General features: G+C 70.9%; 14 protein-coding genes and 1 riboswitch. Of the genes, 8 read left to right on the forward strand and 6 right to left on the reverse strand.

Annotated elements, in window-relative coordinates; translation table 11 throughout:
- Positions 1–143 precede the first annotated feature (143 nt).
- From BM385_RS17085 to BM385_RS17120, 8 genes are all read left to right on the forward strand, one after another.
- A complete protein-coding gene (locus BM385_RS17085) occupies positions 144–803 on the forward strand; it encodes a sigma-70 family RNA polymerase sigma factor (RefSeq protein ID WP_026047344.1) in 660 nt (219 codons plus the stop codon).
- Positions 800–1,114: a mycothiol system anti-sigma-R factor gene (rsrA, locus tag BM385_RS17090; RefSeq protein ID WP_093843565.1), complete on the forward strand. Its 315-nt coding sequence runs from the start codon at positions 800–802 to the stop codon at positions 1,112–1,114. Before BM385_RS17085 ends, rsrA begins: the two co-directional genes overlap by 4 nt.
- 184 nt (positions 1,115–1,298) lie before the next feature.
- Complete coding sequence (locus BM385_RS17095) at positions 1,299–2,579, forward strand: HD-GYP domain-containing protein (protein ID WP_093843566.1); 1,281 nt, start codon at positions 1,299–1,301, stop codon at positions 2,577–2,579.
- Positions 2,576–3,280, forward strand: coding sequence for an HD-GYP domain-containing protein (locus BM385_RS17100; protein ID WP_093843567.1), 705 nt, complete (start codon positions 2,576–2,578; stop codon positions 3,278–3,280). Before BM385_RS17095 ends, BM385_RS17100 begins: the two co-directional genes overlap by 4 nt.
- Positions 3,281–3,363: 83 nt before the next feature.
- Positions 3,364–4,350 carry a tetratricopeptide repeat protein gene (locus BM385_RS17105; protein WP_019433295.1) on the forward strand — a complete coding sequence of 329 codons (987 nt, stop codon included), beginning with the start codon at positions 3,364–3,366 and terminating at the stop codon, positions 4,348–4,350.
- A 31-nt stretch (positions 4,351–4,381) separates the two neighbouring features.
- Positions 4,382–5,005: a peptide deformylase gene (gene def / locus BM385_RS17110; RefSeq protein WP_037755793.1), complete on the forward strand. Its 624-nt coding sequence runs from the start codon at positions 4,382–4,384 to the stop codon at positions 5,003–5,005.
- Positions 5,006–5,257: 252 nt separating this feature from the next.
- Complete coding sequence (locus tag BM385_RS17115; RefSeq protein ID WP_093843568.1) at positions 5,258–6,697, forward strand: hypothetical protein; 1,440 nt, start codon at positions 5,258–5,260, stop codon at positions 6,695–6,697.
- Complete coding sequence (locus BM385_RS17120; protein ID WP_093843569.1) at positions 6,694–7,908, forward strand: S8 family serine peptidase; 1,215 nt, start codon at positions 6,694–6,696, stop codon at positions 7,906–7,908. The genes BM385_RS17115 and BM385_RS17120 overlap by 4 nt, the downstream gene beginning before the upstream one ends.
- On the opposite strand, the gene BM385_RS17125 is transcribed toward BM385_RS17120, so the two are convergent.
- The 6 genes from BM385_RS17125 to BM385_RS17150 all read right to left on the reverse strand — a co-directional run bounded on the left by BM385_RS17125 (position 7,888) and on the right by BM385_RS17150 (position 15,644).
- Positions 7,888–8,094 carry a DUF397 domain-containing protein gene (locus BM385_RS17125; RefSeq protein ID WP_078575964.1) on the reverse strand — a complete coding sequence of 69 codons (207 nt, stop codon included), beginning with the start codon at positions 8,092–8,094 and terminating at the stop codon, positions 7,888–7,890. The genes BM385_RS17120 and BM385_RS17125 overlap by 21 nt on opposite strands.
- Before the next feature lie 179 nt (positions 8,095–8,273).
- On the reverse strand, positions 8,274–9,299 hold the full coding sequence (locus BM385_RS17130) for a ribonucleotide-diphosphate reductase subunit beta (protein WP_019433299.1): 1,026 nt from the start codon (positions 9,297–9,299) through the stop codon (positions 8,274–8,276).
- Positions 9,299–11,692, reverse strand: a complete 2,394-nt coding sequence (locus BM385_RS17135) for a ribonucleoside-diphosphate reductase subunit alpha (protein ID WP_093843570.1) — start codon at positions 11,690–11,692, stop codon at positions 9,299–9,301. The genes BM385_RS17130 and BM385_RS17135 overlap by 1 nt, the downstream gene beginning before the upstream one ends.
- Positions 11,693–11,829: 137 nt before the next feature.
- A riboswitch (cobalamin riboswitch) is annotated at positions 11,830–11,962 on the reverse strand.
- A 308-nt stretch (positions 11,963–12,270) separates the two neighbouring features.
- Positions 12,271–12,507 carry a YbdD/YjiX family protein gene (locus BM385_RS17140; protein ID WP_093843571.1) on the reverse strand — a complete coding sequence of 79 codons (237 nt, stop codon included), beginning with the start codon at positions 12,505–12,507 and terminating at the stop codon, positions 12,271–12,273.
- Positions 12,504–14,717, reverse strand: coding sequence for a carbon starvation CstA family protein (locus tag BM385_RS17145; RefSeq protein ID WP_302848654.1), 2,214 nt, complete (start codon positions 14,715–14,717; stop codon positions 12,504–12,506). The genes BM385_RS17140 and BM385_RS17145 overlap by 4 nt, the downstream gene beginning before the upstream one ends.
- Before the next feature lie 138 nt (positions 14,718–14,855).
- Positions 14,856–15,644: a GntR family transcriptional regulator gene (locus BM385_RS17150; RefSeq protein WP_019433303.1), complete on the reverse strand. Its 789-nt coding sequence runs from the start codon at positions 15,642–15,644 to the stop codon at positions 14,856–14,858.
- Between the last annotated feature and the right edge of the window lie 155 nt (positions 15,645–15,799).

Consider the following 15,799-nt stretch of genomic DNA (forward strand, 5'->3'; position numbering starts at 1 on the left):
GGCCGGCCGCCGCCGAGGTGGACTGGGCGACGCTGGCACTGGCCGCCGACCGGTCCTCCCGACCGGCGGAGGGCACCGTCCGTCGTCTATCCTCCGAGACGGGCGGACCCGTGCCCGGGTTCGTCGCTTTCCGGGCGGAGGAGGTGGGTCAGGTCACCGGTACGGACGACAACGTGTCGCAGGACGAGACGGTGCGCGCGACCGAGAGCGAGGCGGAACGCAACGCCCGCTTCGAGCGTGACGCCCTCGGCTTCCTCGACCAGATGTACTCGGCCGCGCTGCGCATGACGCGCAACCCCGCCGACGCCGAGGACCTGGTGCAGGAGACCTACGCCAAGGCGTACGGCTCCTTCCACCAGTTCCGCGAGGGCACCAACCTCAAGGCGTGGATGTACCGCATCCTCACCAACACCTTCATCAACTCGTACCGCAAGAAGCAGCGCGAGCCGCAGCGCAGCGCCGCCGAGGACATCGAGGACTGGCAGCTGGCGCGCGCCGAGTCGCACATGTCGACCGGGCTGCGCTCGGCCGAGTCGCAGGCGCTCGACCACCTGCCGGACTCCGATGTGAAGCAGGCGCTCCAGGCGATCCCGGAGGAATTCCGGATCGCCGTCTATCTCGCGGATGTCGAGGGCTTTGCCTACAAGGAGATCGCCGACATCATGGGGACACCCATCGGTACGGTGATGTCCCGGCTGCACCGCGGCCGGCGGCAGCTGCGCGACATGCTCAGTGATTACGCCCGTGAGCGTGGCCTGGTCCCGGCCGGCACGGGCGGGGCACAGGAAGGCTCTGGCTCATGAGTGGCGACCCGTCGCGTCCCACGGACTGTTCCGAGGTCCTCGGGCATCTCTACGAGTATCTCGACAAGGAGATGCCGGATGTGGACTCCGCGAAGTTCCAGGAGCACATCGAGGAGTGCCGGCCCTGCCTGGCCGAGTACGGCCTTGAGGAGTCGGTGAAGAAGCTGGTCAAGCGGTGCTGCGGCCACGACGAGGTACCGGCCGACCTGCGCGCCAAGGTGCTGGACCGGATCGACCTGATCCGGGGCAGCGGCAGCGGGCAGGCGCCGGCCGGTGGCGGCGCGGCTCCGCCGGCGGCGACGGCCGACTGAGCGGGTACTGAACTGAGCGGGCGCACGCCCGGCCGGGGCTGCTCCGCTTTCACTTCCTTCACCCTACTTTCACTCGATCGGGTGAGTATGGCGGCGTTCTGCCAGGACTGACCCGCAAACTCCCCCCGCGTCCACCGGCTCGCGCTCTATCCTCCCCGGGACACCCAGGGGAGGAGGAACCACCATGCCGCACCTCGGGGAGGCCGTCGCGGCCCTGCCGTGGACCCAGTTCCTCCCGCTGGCCGTCCTCGGCACGTTCTGCCGCTACCTGCCCAGCTGCCGCTTCTTCGGCCACCGCGTGCCCCCGGAGACCGCCTCCTACGGCGCGCTGCTGTTCACCGGCGTCTTCCTGCTGCCGCCCGCGCTCGCCGCACTCGCGCCCGTACCCGGCGCGCTGCTCGGCCGCCCGCCCGCCGAGGGCCGCGCCCGGCACGCCCTACGTCTCATGGTCACCGCCGCCGCGGGCGCGTACTGCTTCCGGCTGCTCACCGAGGGTCTGCTCGGCGACGCCCTGCCGCTGCCCGGCGGCGCCGACCCGGGGCACTCCCAGCCGGCCGCCGCCCCGCTGACCATCACCCTGCTGCCCGCACTCATCGCCGTCCTCACCTGCGCCGCCGCCGACCGGGCGCTGGGCGGCAGCCGCAGCGCCTCCGCCGTCCTGCTCGGCCACCTGCCGTACGGGCTGCTCGGCCTGCTCGCCGCCACCCTGTGGCACGCGGCCCCCGGGCCGGGGCTGCTCGGTGCCCTCGCCGTGCTGGCGCCCGGCTACATCTGCTGCTGGATCCTCGCCCGCTCCCGGCACCTGGACGCCGCGCACCGCGCCACCGTCGCCGCGCTCGTCCAGGCGGTCGACCTCAAGGACCGCTACACCCGCGGCCACAGCGAACGCGTCGGCCACGCCGCCGCCCTGATCGCCGGCGAACTCGGCCTGGACGCCGAACGCACCCACGCGCTGCGCACCGCCGGCGCCCTCCACGACATCGGCAAGCTGGCCGTGCCCACCCGCACCCTGCGCAAGGAGGGCCCGCTGGACGACGAGGAGTGGCAGCAGATCCGCCGCCACCCCGAGTACGGGCACGCCATCGTGCGCGGCATCCCGGTCCTCGGCGAAGCCGTGGACGCCGCGCTCCACCACCACGAGAGCTTCGACGGCAGCGGCTACCCGGCCGGTCTCGCCGGGCGGCGCATCCCCGAGGCCGCCCGGATCGTGGCCGTGGCCGATGCCTTCGACGCCATGACCTCCACCCGCAGCTACCGGCGCGCGCGCCCGGTGGGCGAGGCGCTCGCCGAGCTGCGGCGCTGCGCCGGCACCCAGTTCGACCCGCGGATGGTGGCCGCGCTGAGCAGCGCCCTGGAGCGGCACGGGTGGCCCTACACCGAGGCCCCGCGCCGCGGCGTCCCCGGCGCCAGGCCCGCCGCGGAACCCGTGCCCCTGCCCGACGAGCAGCCCGGCGCCCGCGCATGAACTGGTCCGCGTTACGGCTGCTGCGCGCCGACCCGCCCGCCGCCACCGCGCTGGCGGTGGCCGTGGCGGGCGGGCTCGCCGCGCTGGTGCTCGGCACGGTGTACGCCCGTTGGTGGGCGGCACCGCTGTTCAGTGCGCCGCTGCTGATGACGGCGCTTGTCTTCCGCCGGTACGCGGCGGTACGCGCCACCTACCGGCAGACGGTCAGGGCGCTGGCCCGGGCCACCGAGGTCGCCGGGTACACCCCCGAGGGGCACGCCCAGCGGGTGGCCGCCCTGGCGCGCGCCACCGGGCGCGTGCTGCGGGTGCGCGGGCACCGGCTCACCGCACTGGAGTACGCCGCCCTGCTCCATGACATCGGCCAGCTCTCCCTCTTCGAGCCGCTGCCCGACGGCGCCACCGTCGCGCTGCCCGCCGCCCGGCGCCGGGCCATCGCCGCCCTGGGCGCGACGGTGGCGCGGGAGGCGGGCGCGGGGGAGGCCATCGCGCACACCGTGGAGCTCCAGGCCGAGCCGTACCGGGAACAGCCGCTGGCGGCCCGGATCGTCCGCACGGCCAACGCGTACGCCGACCTCGCCCCGCCGCACCGCCCCTGCGCCCAGCGGGCGCTGAGCGTGCTGGAGCGGGAGGCCGGCACCGAGTACGACCCCGAAGTGGTGCGGGCCCTCGCACAGATCGTCTCGCGCGGGGCGGTCGCCTGACCCATGCTGTGGTTGGATGCGCCCTGAGGCGGACAGGAGAACGACGACGTGCACATCACCCAGCGGGAATCAGGCAGGACACCGTGAGGATCTTCGGCAGAGTCCGGCAGCGTCCGTCGACCGACTGGCGACTGGCCACCAACCGGGCTTTCACCCTCATCGACGACGGCCGGTACGAGGACGCGGGCGCGCTCCTCACCCGTGCCGCCGATCTGGAGCCATGGCTGTCCGAGTCCTGGTTCAACCTGGCGCTGCTGCACAAGTTCCGGCACGACTGGGAACAGGCGCGCTCCGCCGGCCTGCGGGCCGTCGCGCTGCTGGAGCGGGACACCGGGGCCCCGGACTGGTGGAACGTCGGCATCGCCGCCACCGCGCTCCAGGACTGGCCGCTGGCCCGCCGGGCGTGGCAGGCGTACGGGCTGACCGTGCCGGGCGCCGGGACGGTCGCCGACGAGCCGCTGGGCATGGACCTGGGCGGGGCCGCCGTACGGCTCTCCCCGGAGGGCGAGGCGGAGGTCGTGTGGGGCCGGCGCCTGGATCCGGCCAGAATCGAGATCCAGAACATCCCGCTGCCGTCCTCGGGCCGGCGCTGGGGCGAAGTGGTGCTGCACGACGGGGTGCCGCACGGCGAGCGGGCCACCGGGTCGGCGGTCTTCCCGGTCTTCGACGAGATCGAACTGTGGGCGCCCTCGGCGATCCCGACCTGGGTGGTCCTGATCGAGGCCGCCGCACCGCGCGACCGGGACGCCCTGGAGCGGCTGGCGGCGGACGCCGGATACGCGGCCGAGGACTGGTCCTCGTCGGTGCGGCTGCTGTGCCGCTCCTGCTCGGAGAGCCGGATGCCGACCGAGGAGGGCGACGGCGGCGCGGTGCGGCACGACCCGCACGACCACAGCGAGCCGGGCAGCCCCGGCCCGCTGGGGCACGTGGCCGCCGCGGACGGCCTGTGGACCCCGGAACGCGAATGCGGCCTGGCGGCCCCCGAACCCCTGGTGCGCGGGCTGCTGGACGGCTGGGTCGCCGACAGCCCGGACACCCGGGACTGGCGGGACCTGGAAGAGGTCTGCTGAGGCTGTCGGATGCGGACCGTAAGCTGTATGCATGACGCAAGAGATCGATCAGCGTGTGGATGACTTCATCGACGACACGCAGGACTGCGAGGCGCGGGAGCAGGCGTACCGGGAACGCGGTACGGCCCGGCCCATCACGGTCGTCGGCAACCCGGTGCTGCACTCCGAGTGCCGGAACGTCACCGAGTTCGACGACGGTCTCGCGGCGCTGATCGACGACATGTTCGCCAGCCAGCGGGCGGCGGAGGGAGTCGGCCTCGCGGCGAACCAGATCGGCGTCGACCTGAAGGTGTTCGTCTACGACTGCCACGACGACGACGGCGTGCGGCACGTCGGGGTGGTCTGCAACCCGGTCCTGGAGGACCTGCCGGCCGAATCCCGGGTGCTCGACGACAACAACGAGGGCTGCCTGTCCGTCCCGACCGCCTACGCGGAGCTGGCCCGCCCCGACTACGCGGTGGTCACCGGCCAGAACGCGGCGGGCGAGCCGATCCGGGTCCGCGGCACCGGCTACTTCGCGCGCTGCCTCCAGCACGAGACGGACCACCTGTACGGCCGCCTGTACATCGACCGCCTCTCGAAGCGGGAACGCAAGCGCGCCCTGAAGATGATGGAAGAGGGCACCCCGCGCTACGAGACGGTCCCGAACGACTGACCCGACGGAGCCCCACCCCCGAGGACCCCGACGAGGGGCGGACCGCCGACCGGTCCGCCCCTCAGTCCTTGCGCTGATCCTTTGGGCACCGCGGCTCCCGGCGCCGAAGCAGTCCCCGGTGAGGCGGCCGTGGTGGAGGTGGCACCGGACGTGTTGACATCCGGATACGTACGGTAGCGGCCCCTTCGTGCTCGAAAACCAGCGGTACGTATCCTGTTGCGGTACGTACGTGACCGGGACGGGGAGGGGCCGGTGGACTTCGAGGATCTGGAATTCGCGACGCACGAGCAGTTGGCGGCGTTGCTGAACGGGGCCAATCCGGACGCGTTGATCGGGCGGGGGGAGACGCTGATCAACGCGGCACGTGCGGTCGCCCAGGTGGGCGCGGTGGTGGCCCACCAGATGCGGGTGCTGGAGTGGGAGGGCGAGACGGCGACGGTCCTGCGGGAGTGGGCGGCTCGCTTCGAGGCGGACTCCGAGCACCTGAAGATGTACACCAACACCATCGGCCTGGCGATGAGGACATCAGGTGCCGCGCTGAAGGAAGCCATCAGCAGCATGCCGCCCGTGCCGGAGACGACGCCGGTACCGGATTCCGGCTCGCAGCAGGCATTCGGAACGTACCTGGGCGCGGGCGCGCTGAGCGGGAACGAGCAGGTGCGCCAGGAGGCCATCGGCGTCATCTCCCGGCTGGGGCAGGCGTACACGGGGGCATCGACGGTGATCCGGGCGCTGCCGGAGCCGCACTTCACACCGCTGGAGCCCGAGGGCTTCTCCGACCGGCAGGACCACCGACCCGGGCCAGTCCCGTCGCCGGGCGCTGGGCCCCATTCATGGCTGCCGCAGTCCACCAGGAACGACCCTCTCGATCCCGATCAACCTGCTTATCGGGTATCGGCTCCGACCGTGCAGGGGTCTGCACAACAGCCCGGCACGACGGTGCCTCCCGTCATCGCTGATGGTGGGGTGGGGACGTCGCTGGATTCTGTCGGGACGTTGCCCAACAGTGCGCCTCCGCCTGCGCCTCCGCCTCCGGTGGTGGAGCGGCCGGTGATGCCGGGTGGTGGGGGTCCGGTGCAGCAGCCGGTCGTGGGACCGGTACCGGGCTGGCCCGCGCCCAACAACCCCGGTCCGGGGCGTGGCGGGGGCGGTGGTCAGGTGCCGCCGGTACGGGGCCCGGTCCAGCGCCCCGGGGAGATGCCTGCCGGTGGTGGGCGTGTGCCGGCCGGTCCGTCCAGCGTGCCGGGTGGTCAGCAGCCGCCGGTGGGGCGTCCGCCCTACAACCCCGGCGCGCCCGGTGGTCAGCAGAATCCGTTGGGGCGTCCCTCGGCGACGGGTCCTGGTGGCGGTAATCCGTGGGGGAAGGCGAACAACTACGGCCTCCTCGGCGGCAGACCCGGATCGAACGCGAAACCGACCGTGGCGTCGCGGATCCCGCCGGGTGGGGTGATCCAGCCCGGCATGAACTCCAACAACTCACGCCTCACCCCCACAACGAGGAAGGCCGAGCAGCCCGATCAGCCGAGGGGTGCCTACGGGAAAGCAACCGTGGACGGACGCACCCCAGGGAACCGCCGGCGTGGCTTGCCGAAGCCGACCGGGGTGATGGGTCTGTCCGGACAGACCCGCAGAACCAAGAAGAGCAAGAGCAGGAAGAAGCGGAACGAGAGCAAGGACGACAGGCAGTCATGACCCCCACCCGCAGGGCCCTGGTCACCACCCTCGCCCTCACCGCAGCACTCACCACCGCCCTCGCCACCACGGCACAAGCCGCCGATACACCGCAACATCCCTGGTATTTCGACACCTACCGCATCGACGAGGTCTGGGAACACACCACCGGCGAAGGCATCACCGTCGCCGTCATCGACACCGGAGTCGATCCCACCCTCCCCGAACTCCAAGGACAAGTCCTCGACGGCACCGACCTCACTCGAAGCCCGAAAGGCGCTCACGTCGATGAGGACGGTCATGGTAGTGACATGGCATCTCTCGTCGTCGGCACGGGAGGAAGCGGGATTCAGGGGATGGCCCCCGGGGCCGAGGTGCTTCCCATCCGCGCCAGCACGAATCAGTTGGATTTCGACGGCGCTCAACGCTGGGCCGAGGCGATTGAATACGCGGTCGCGCAAGGGGCCCAGATCATCAATATCTCCCTGGGCGCGACTGACAACGGCAGAGCCTCGGATGTGCTGGCCGACGCCCTCGCCTCCGCGGCCCGGAATGACGTTCTGATCTTTGCTGCGGTGGGGAATGATGGCGACACGTTCAATACGCGAAGCGCACCCGCAGTGTTGGACGGAGTCATCGGGGTCGCCGCTGTAGGGAGCGATGGAGAACGAGCGGCGTATTCCACCCACGGTCCGCAAGTTGCCCTCGCCGCTCCGGGGGAAGGTGTGCCCTCCCACTGTGATGACCTTTCCGGCCCTGCCTGCATTCGTGATGGCGGCGGCACCAGCTCCGCCACCGCGCTCGCCTCCGCCTCCGCCGCGCTGATCTGGGCGCAGCATCCCGACTGGACCAAGAACCAGGTCCTGCGCGTGATGCTCAACACCGCCGAGCGGGCCGACGATCAGCGGCGGGATGACTACACCGGGTACGGCGTCGTCCGGCCGGATCGGGTTGTTCTCGATGGTGAGGGTGATCCCGGGGATCCGGACAGCCCGCCGGTCTTCCGGGATTGGGAGGCTGCCCTCGATCCGCCCGCGACGCCCGAGCCCACTCCCGGAACCGGCCCGAGCCCTGACGCCGAACCCGCGCCCGGGCCCGACGCCGAAGCTGCCGCGACCAGCGACGACGCCAGTCCGCTGCCCTGGCTGCTCGGGGCCGGCGCCGCCGTCCTCGTGGCCGGATCCGTGGGCTGGCTGCTGTGGCGGCGGCGGTCAGGGGTGGTGCGGGGGTAAGGGGGTTAAGGAGTCGGTGCGGGCGGCTGTGACGAAGGATTGCCAGGCGGCTGCCGGGAGCAGCAACGTGGCGCAGGTGCGTGCCTTGGTGTCACGTACGGCCTGGAGGCCGGTGGGCAGGGGGGCGTGTTCGAGGCAGTTGTTGCCGGTGCTGCTGTAGCTGCTGATGTGCCAGCGCACGCTCATCGCGGGGCGCTCCTCTCGTTCCGGTGGCGGAGCGTCATCCTGCTGAGCCGGGTGGAGCGGCACAAACTCCTGATTCTGGTGAGCGGTCAATTAACGCCAGAGGGCGCGTTGTATACGAAAGGCGCCGCGGTCCGGTGGTTCCCCACCGGGCCGCGGCGCCTCGCGTGTGCCGTCTTGTCTCAGAAGTCGTCGTCGAAGGAGACGTTGCCCTCCACGGCCACCTGGTAGGCGGACGCGCGGCGCTCGAAGAAGTTGGTCAGCTCCTGGACGTCCTGGAGCTCCATGAAGGCGAACGGGTTCTCCGAGCCGAACACCGGCTTGATGCCCAGGCGCAGCAGCCGCTGGTCGGCGACGCACTCCAGGTACTGGCGCATCGACTCGGTGTTCATGCCGGGCAGACCGTCGCCGCACAGGTCGCGGGCGAACTGGAGTTCCGCCTCGACGGCCTCCTTGAGCATGTCGGTGACCTGGCGCTCCAGCTCCTCGTCGAAGAGCTCGGGCTCCTCCCGGCGCACCGTGTCGACGACCTCGAACGCGAAGTTCATGTGCATGGTCTCGTCACGGAACACCCAGTTGGTGCCGGTGGCCAGGCCGTGCAGCAGCCCGCGCGAGCGGAACCAGTACACGTAGGCGAAGGCGCCGTAGAAGAACAGCCCCTCGATGCAGGCCGCGAAGCAGATCAGGTTGAGGAGGAAGCGCCGCCGGTCCGCCTGGGTCTCCAGCCGGTCGATGTCCTCGACCGAGTCCATCCAGCGGAAGCAGAACTGGGCCTTCTCGCGGATGGAGGGGATGTTCTCGACGGCCGCGAACGCCTCCGCCCGGTCGTCCGGGTCGGGCAGGTAGGTGTCCAGGAGCGTCAGATAGAACTGGACGTGCACGGCCTCCTCGAAGAGCTGCCGCGACAGGTACAGCCGCGCTTCGGGGGAGTTGATGTGCTTGTAGAGCGTGAGGACCAGGTTGTTGGCGACGATCGAGTCGCCCGTGGCGAAGAACGCCACCAGCCGGCCGATCATGTGCTGCTCGCCGGGCGAGAGCTTCGCCAGGTCGGCGACGTCCGAGTGGAGGTCGACCTCCTCCACGGTCCAGGTGTTCTTGATGGCGTCCCGGTACCGCTCGTAGAAGTCCGGGTAGCGCATCGGCCGGAGGGTCAGTTCGAAGCCCGGGTCGAGCAGGTTCTTCTTCCGGTCGGGGGTCTCGGTGGTCATTACTGGCATGCCTCGCAGGACTCGGGGTTTTCCAGGGAGCAGGCGACGGCGTCGGCTTCGGCGGCGGGCTGCTGCTGTACGGGGATGGTCGGGGTGCCAGCCGGGGCGGCGGCGGTGGCCGGGGCGGTGCCGCGGGCGGAGGCGGCGATCCGGGTGGCCGGGCGCGACCGGAGGTAGTAGGTGGTCTTCAGGCCGCTCTTCCACGCGTAGGCGTACATCGAGCTGAGCTTGCCGATGGTGGGGGAGGCCATGAAGAGGTTCAGCGACTGCGCCTGGTCGATGAACGGGGTACGGGCCGCGGCCATGTCGATGAGCGCGCGCTGCGGGAGTTCCCAGGCGGTGCGGTACAGGGCGCGGACCTCGGCGGGCAGCGACTCGATGCCGTCGATGGAGCCGTTGGCCTCGCGCAGCGCGGCGCGGGTGGCCTCCGTCCACAGTCCGAGCCGCTTCAGGTCCTCCACCAGGTAGGTGTTGACCTGGAGGAACTCGCCGCTGAGCGTCTCGCGCTTGAAGAGGTTGGAGACCTGCGGCTCGATGCACTCGTACACGCCGGCGATCGAGGCGATGGTGGCGGTGGGCGCGATGGCCAGCAGCAGCGAGTTGCGCATGCCGGTGCCGGCGATGCGGGTGCGCAGCGCCTCCCAGCGCTCGGGCCAGGTGATGGCGGCGTCGGCGTAGTGGTCGGGGTGCAGGATGCCGCGGGCGGTGCGGGTCCTGGACCAGTTCTCGAACGGGCCGTGCCGTTCGGCCAGGTCGGCGGAGGTCTCGTACGCCGCGAGCATGATGCGCTCGGAGATGCGGGTGGAGAGCGCCTTGGCCTCGGGCGAGTCGAACGGCAGCCGCAGCCGGAAGAACACGTCCTGGAGGCCCATGAGGCCCAGGCCGACCGGACGCCACCGGTTGTTGGAGGCGGCGGCTTCCTCGGTGGGGTAGAAGTTGATGTCCACCACGCGGTCGAGGAAGGTCACGGCGGTGCGGACGGTGGCGTCGATGCGCTCCCAGTCCATGTCGCCGTTCTCGCCGAGGTGGGCGGCGAGGTTGATGGAGCCGAGGTTGCACACGGCGGTCTCGCCGTCGTTGGTGACCTCGATGATCTCGGTGCACAGGTTGGAGGAGTGCACGATCGAGCCGGGTTCGGCGGTCTGGTTGGCGGTGCGGTTGGCGGCGTCCTTGAACGTCATCCAGCCGTTGCCGGTCTGCGCCAGGGTGCGCATCATCCGCGCGTACAGCTGCCGGGCGGGCACCGTCTTGGCGGCGCGGCCCTCGGCCTCGGCCTTGCGGTAGGCGGCGTCGAACTCCTCGCCCCACAGGTCGACCAGTTCGGGTACCTCGGAGGGGGAGAACAGCGACCACTCGGCGTCGGCCTCGACGCGGCGCATGAACTCGTCCGGGATCCAGTGCGCCAGGTTGAGGTTGTGGGTGCGGCGGGCTTCCTCGCCGGTGTTGTCCCGCAGTTCGAGGAATTCCTCCAGGTCGGCGTGCCAGCTCTCCAGGTAGACGCAGGCGGCGCCCTTGCGCCGGCCGCCCTGGTTGACGGCGGCGACGGAGGAGTCCAGGGTGCGCAGGAACGGCACGATGCCGTTGGAGGTGCCGTTGGTGCCCCGGATGAGGGAGCCGCGGGCGCGGATGCGCGAGTAGGACAGGCCGATGCCGCCGGCGTGCTTGGAGAGCCGCGCGACCTGGTGGTAGCGCTCGTAGATGGAGTCGAGTTCGTCCAGCGGCGAGTCCAGCAGGTAGCAGGAGGACATCTGCGGGTGCCGGGTGCCGGAGTTGAACAGGGTGGGGGAGGACGGCAGGTACGCGAGCGAGCTGGTGAGCCCGTACAGCCGCGTCACGTCCTGAAGGGCGCGCTCGGAGTGGTCCTCGGCCAGGCCGCAGGCCACCCGCAGCAGGAAGTGCTGGGGGGTCTCGATCACCTTGCGGGTGATGGGGTGGCGCAGCAGGTAGCGGGACTGGACGGTGCGCAGACCGAAGTAGCCGAACCGGTCGTCGGCGCCGTCCGCGATCGCCTGCTCGACGAGCGCGTTGAGCCGGTCGGCGTGCGCGGCGACGAACGCGGCGGTGGAGTCGGCGATCAGCCCTTCGCGGTGGCCGGTGGCGATCGAGTCGGAGAAGGTGACCGCGCCCTGTCCGGCGGCTTCCTCGCGCACCGCGAGGGTGAGCAGACGGGCGGCCAGCCGGGAGTACTCGGGCTCCTCGCCGATGAGGCCGGCGGCGGCCTCGATGGCGAGCGAGCGCAACTCGGCCGCGTCGGAGTCGGCCGCCCGGCCGCGGATCACGGCCGCCGTGACCCGCGAGGGGTCGGTGGCGGGCAGATCGGCGGTGAGGTCGCTCACGGTGCGCAGCAGTTCGGCTGAGGCCGGTTCCGCTGGGGCGACGGGTGCGATGGTCACGCGATGCTCTCCCTCATATCGCAGGGAAACCTCCGGGGGCCACACACGACGGGCGCATGCGGGCATACGTGTGGCAAGGCAAAGGTCCTTGTGACGTACACCGCGCAGCGTCCGCCGGCCCAGCCCACGAGGCCCGGACGTTCTCGATACTGACGGCAGGTGTTCGGACTTGTGACGGGTCGTGAGAAATCGGCCCATCACATACCGTTGCGGGACAGTTCCGGAATCGCACCGGATTCCCCTGCGGCGACAGCGAGGACGAGCATACATCTAGTGCCGCATGAAGCGAGCACCCCCATATCTAGTGTTCGCCGTCATACTTACGGTCACAGTCCACGTGCGAACACGTGAAGAGCCGCCCCGGCTGCCGGGGAGTGGTCGCACTCCGGGGCCCGGACGAACCCGAGCCGTTCGCGAAGTCTGTGCGCTGTGTGCAACTGCGACGGACCGAAGAGGACGACACGCCGTTCGCCGGGCGTGGCGCGCCCGGCGCGGCCGGTGCCGGGGCGCATACGGACGGGCCGGTACCTCCCCGGTGGTGGCGGGGGATACCGGCCCGGTGTGGTGGCCTTAGGGGGTCAGCAGCAGCGGGCGCCGCCCTGGGGGTCGGCCGCTCTGGCGTCCATGCGCATCCGTTCGAACTCGCGCCGGGTGAGCACCCGTACGGCGGGGTCCTGGGCCCTGGCGCGGGCCGTGTAGCGGTCGTACGCGCTCTCCCCGGTGACCTCGCGCAGGTACCAGCGCAGCCAGCGGCCCACCCGGCGGGCGGTGCCGGCCACGCGGGTGCGGGCGGCCGGGGCGGTGGTCCCGTTCACTCCGCGGCTCCTTCCGGGGTGCGCTCGCCGCCGCGGGTCTGCCCGGGGATGCCGCCCTCGGGGCCGAGCCCGGCGGCCACCAACTCGGCCTTCTCCTCCTTGGTGGCGATGAGCCCGGCCGGGGCGATCAGCCGGGACTCGACGAACGGCGCCTCCTGGAGGGTGACCGAGCCGGGGTCGCGCAGCGACCTGACGATCATCCGGGCGGCGTCGGCGAAGACCACCAGGACCAGGATCGCCAGCAGGCCGGTGATGGCGGCGGTGATGGTGGCGTTGTTCACAATGGTCTGCATATCGGACATGTCCCTGGCGCCCGGGAGCAGTTCGCCGGCGGCGATGCCGTCCTGGTACTGCGAGCGGCGGGCCAGGAAGCCGACCGCCGGGTCGCCGGAGAACACCTTCTGCCAGCTGGCGGTGAGCGTGACGATCGCGATCCACACCAGGGGGACACCGGTGACCCAGGCGTAGCGCACCCGCCCGGCCTTGACCAGCAGCACGGTGCAGATCGCCAGCGCGACGGCCGCCAGCAACTGGTTGGCGATGCCGAAGACCGGGAAGAGCGTGTTGATGCCGCCGAGCGGGTCGTGCACGCCGATCCACAGCAGGCCGCCCCACAGGCCGACGACGACCGCGCCGGTGAACCAGATGCCGGGCCACCAGTGGGTGGAGCGGAACTTCGCGAGCCGGGGGTGCAGCCCGCCGATGGCGTCCTGGAGGATGAAGCGGCCCACCCGCGTTCCGGCGTCGATCGCGGTGAGAATGAACAGGGCCTCGAACATGATCGCGAAGTGATACCAGAAGGACATCATGGCCTCGCCGCCGAGGATGTCCGCGAGAATCGCGGCGAGTCCGAGCGCGAGTGTCGGGGCGCCTCCGGTGCGGGAGAGCAGGGAGCCTTCCTCCACCGATTCGGCCGCCGCCGTCAATTGGTCCGGGGTGACGGTGAAGCCCCACGAGGTGATGATTTCGGAGGCCGACTGGACGGTGTCCCCGATGACGGCCGGTGGCGCGTTCATCGCGAAATAGATGCCCGGATCGAGGACGCAGGCGGCGGTGATCGCCATGACCGCGACCGAGGATTCCATCAGCATCGCGCCGTAGCCGATGGTGCGGACCTGGGTCTCCTTCTGGATCATTTTCGGCGTGGTGCCGGAGGAGATCAGCGCGTGGAATCCGGAGAGCGCGCCGCAGGCGATGGTGATGAAGACGAACGGGAAGAGGGAGCCGGCGAAGACCGGGCCCTCGCCGTTGGAGGCGAAGTCGGTGATGGCGTCCATCTTCAGACCCGGCACCGTGATGATGATGGCCGCCGCCAGCAGGCCGATGGTGCCGATTTTCATGAAGGTCGACAGATAGTCACGGGGCACCAGGAGCAGCCACACCGGGACCACCGAGGCGGCGAATCCGTACACCGCCAGCCAGATCACCAGGGTGCCCGGCTCCAGGGTGAAGGTCTCGCCGAGCGAGGAATTCGCCACCCAGCGGCCGGCGACGATGACGAACATCAGCAGGGAGACGCCGATGACGGTGACCTCGGCGACCTTGCCGGGCCGCAGATAGCGCAGATAGAAGCCCATGAAGAGCGCGATCGGAATGGTCATGCCGACCGAGAAGGTGCCCCAGGCGGATTCGGCGAGCGCGTTGAGCACCACCAGCGCCAGCACCGCCAGCAGGATGATCATGATGGTGAAGATCGCGATGACCGCCGCGATCCCGCCCACCGGGCCGATCTCCTCGCGGGCGATCTGGCCGAGCGACTTGCCGTCGCGCCGGGTGGAGGCGAACAGCACCACCATGTCCTGCACGGCGCCGGCGAAGATCACCCCGACGATGATCCAGATGGTGCCCGGCAGATACCCCATCTGCGCGGCGAGGACGGGGCCGACCAGCGGGCCCGCGCCGGAGATGCCGGCGAAGTGGTGGCCCAGCAGCACCCGCCGGTCGGTGGGGTGGTAGTCCAGCCCGTCGTCGTACCGTTCCGCCGGGGTGGCCCGCCGCTTGTCGACGCCCAGCGCCCGGTGCGCGATGAAACGCGAGTAGAACCGATAGCCGATCGCGTACGAGCCGAGCGCCGCGGCCACCATCCAGGCCGCCGACACCTCCTCGCCCCGGGAGAGCGCCAGCACGGCCCAGCCGGCCGCCGCCACCAGCGACACCAGGGTCCAGATGACCACTGTGCGTGGCCGTGCCTGCCGTAGTTGTCGCACCACCGTCGTGCCTCCCTGCGCGCCGTGCCGGTCCTCGTCGCCCGACAGAGGGCGAATCTAGGGCAGGAGCGGCCGGATGACCATGGGGCGGTGCACGATTGGCGGACGTCTTCACCGAGTCGTCGCGCGGTGATCATGACCTCACGGCGCGGGCGGCGGCGGGGCGGGACGCTCCAGGTTGGCCACGAACTTGTACCGGTCGCCCCGGTACACCGACCGCACCCACTCCACCGGTTCGCCGTCCCGGTCGAACGAGTGCCGGGAGAGCATCAGCATCGGCAGTCCCACGTCGGTGCCCAGCAGCCCGGCCTCGCGCGGGTTGGCCAGCGAGGTCTCGATGGTCTCCTCGGCGCGCGCCAGGTGTACCCCGTACACCTCGGCCAGCGCCGTGTACAGCGAGGTGAAGCGCACCAGGGAGCGGCGCAGCGCCGGGAAGCGCTCCTGGGACAGATGGGTGGTCTCCAGCGCCATCGGCTCGCCGCTGGCCAGCCGCAGCCGTTCGATGCGCAGCACCCGGCCGCCCTCGGGCAGGCCGAGCAGCCGGCTGAGCCGTTCGTCGGCGTTGACGTAGCCGATGTCCAGCAGCTGGGAGGTGGGCTCCAGGCCCTGGGCGCGCATGTCCTCGGTGTAGGAGGTGAGCTGGAGCGCCTGGGAGACCTTGGGTTTGGCGACGAAGGTGCCCTTGCCCTGGATGCGCTCCAGCCGGCCCTCGACGACCAGTTCCTGGAGGGCCTGGCGGACGGTGGTGCGGGAGGTGTCGAACTCGATGGCCAGGGAACGTTCCGGGGGGACCGGGGTGCCCGGCGGCAGGGTTTCGGTCATCCGCAGCAGATGCCGCTTGAGGCGGTAGTACTTGGGCACGCGCGCGGTACGGTTCCGTTCGGTGCCGTCGGTTCCGGCCGCCGGTGCCGCGCTCCCTTCGCCCGCCATGGACCGTCCTTCCCCGTATCGGTGCGGTGGTGTCACCGGCTCCTCCGTTTTTCGCAGCTGACATCGTGGCACGGCCCGGACAGGGGCCGCGCCGACGGACATGTGTCGGTCCGATAACGGACGGACGGGGCCCGCTTGTGGACTCTTGACACTCC

The sequence above is a fragment of the Streptomyces harbinensis genome (assembly GCF_900116145.1).
Taxonomy (GTDB): domain Bacteria; phylum Actinomycetota; class Actinomycetes; order Streptomycetales; family Streptomycetaceae; genus Streptomyces; species Streptomyces carpaticus.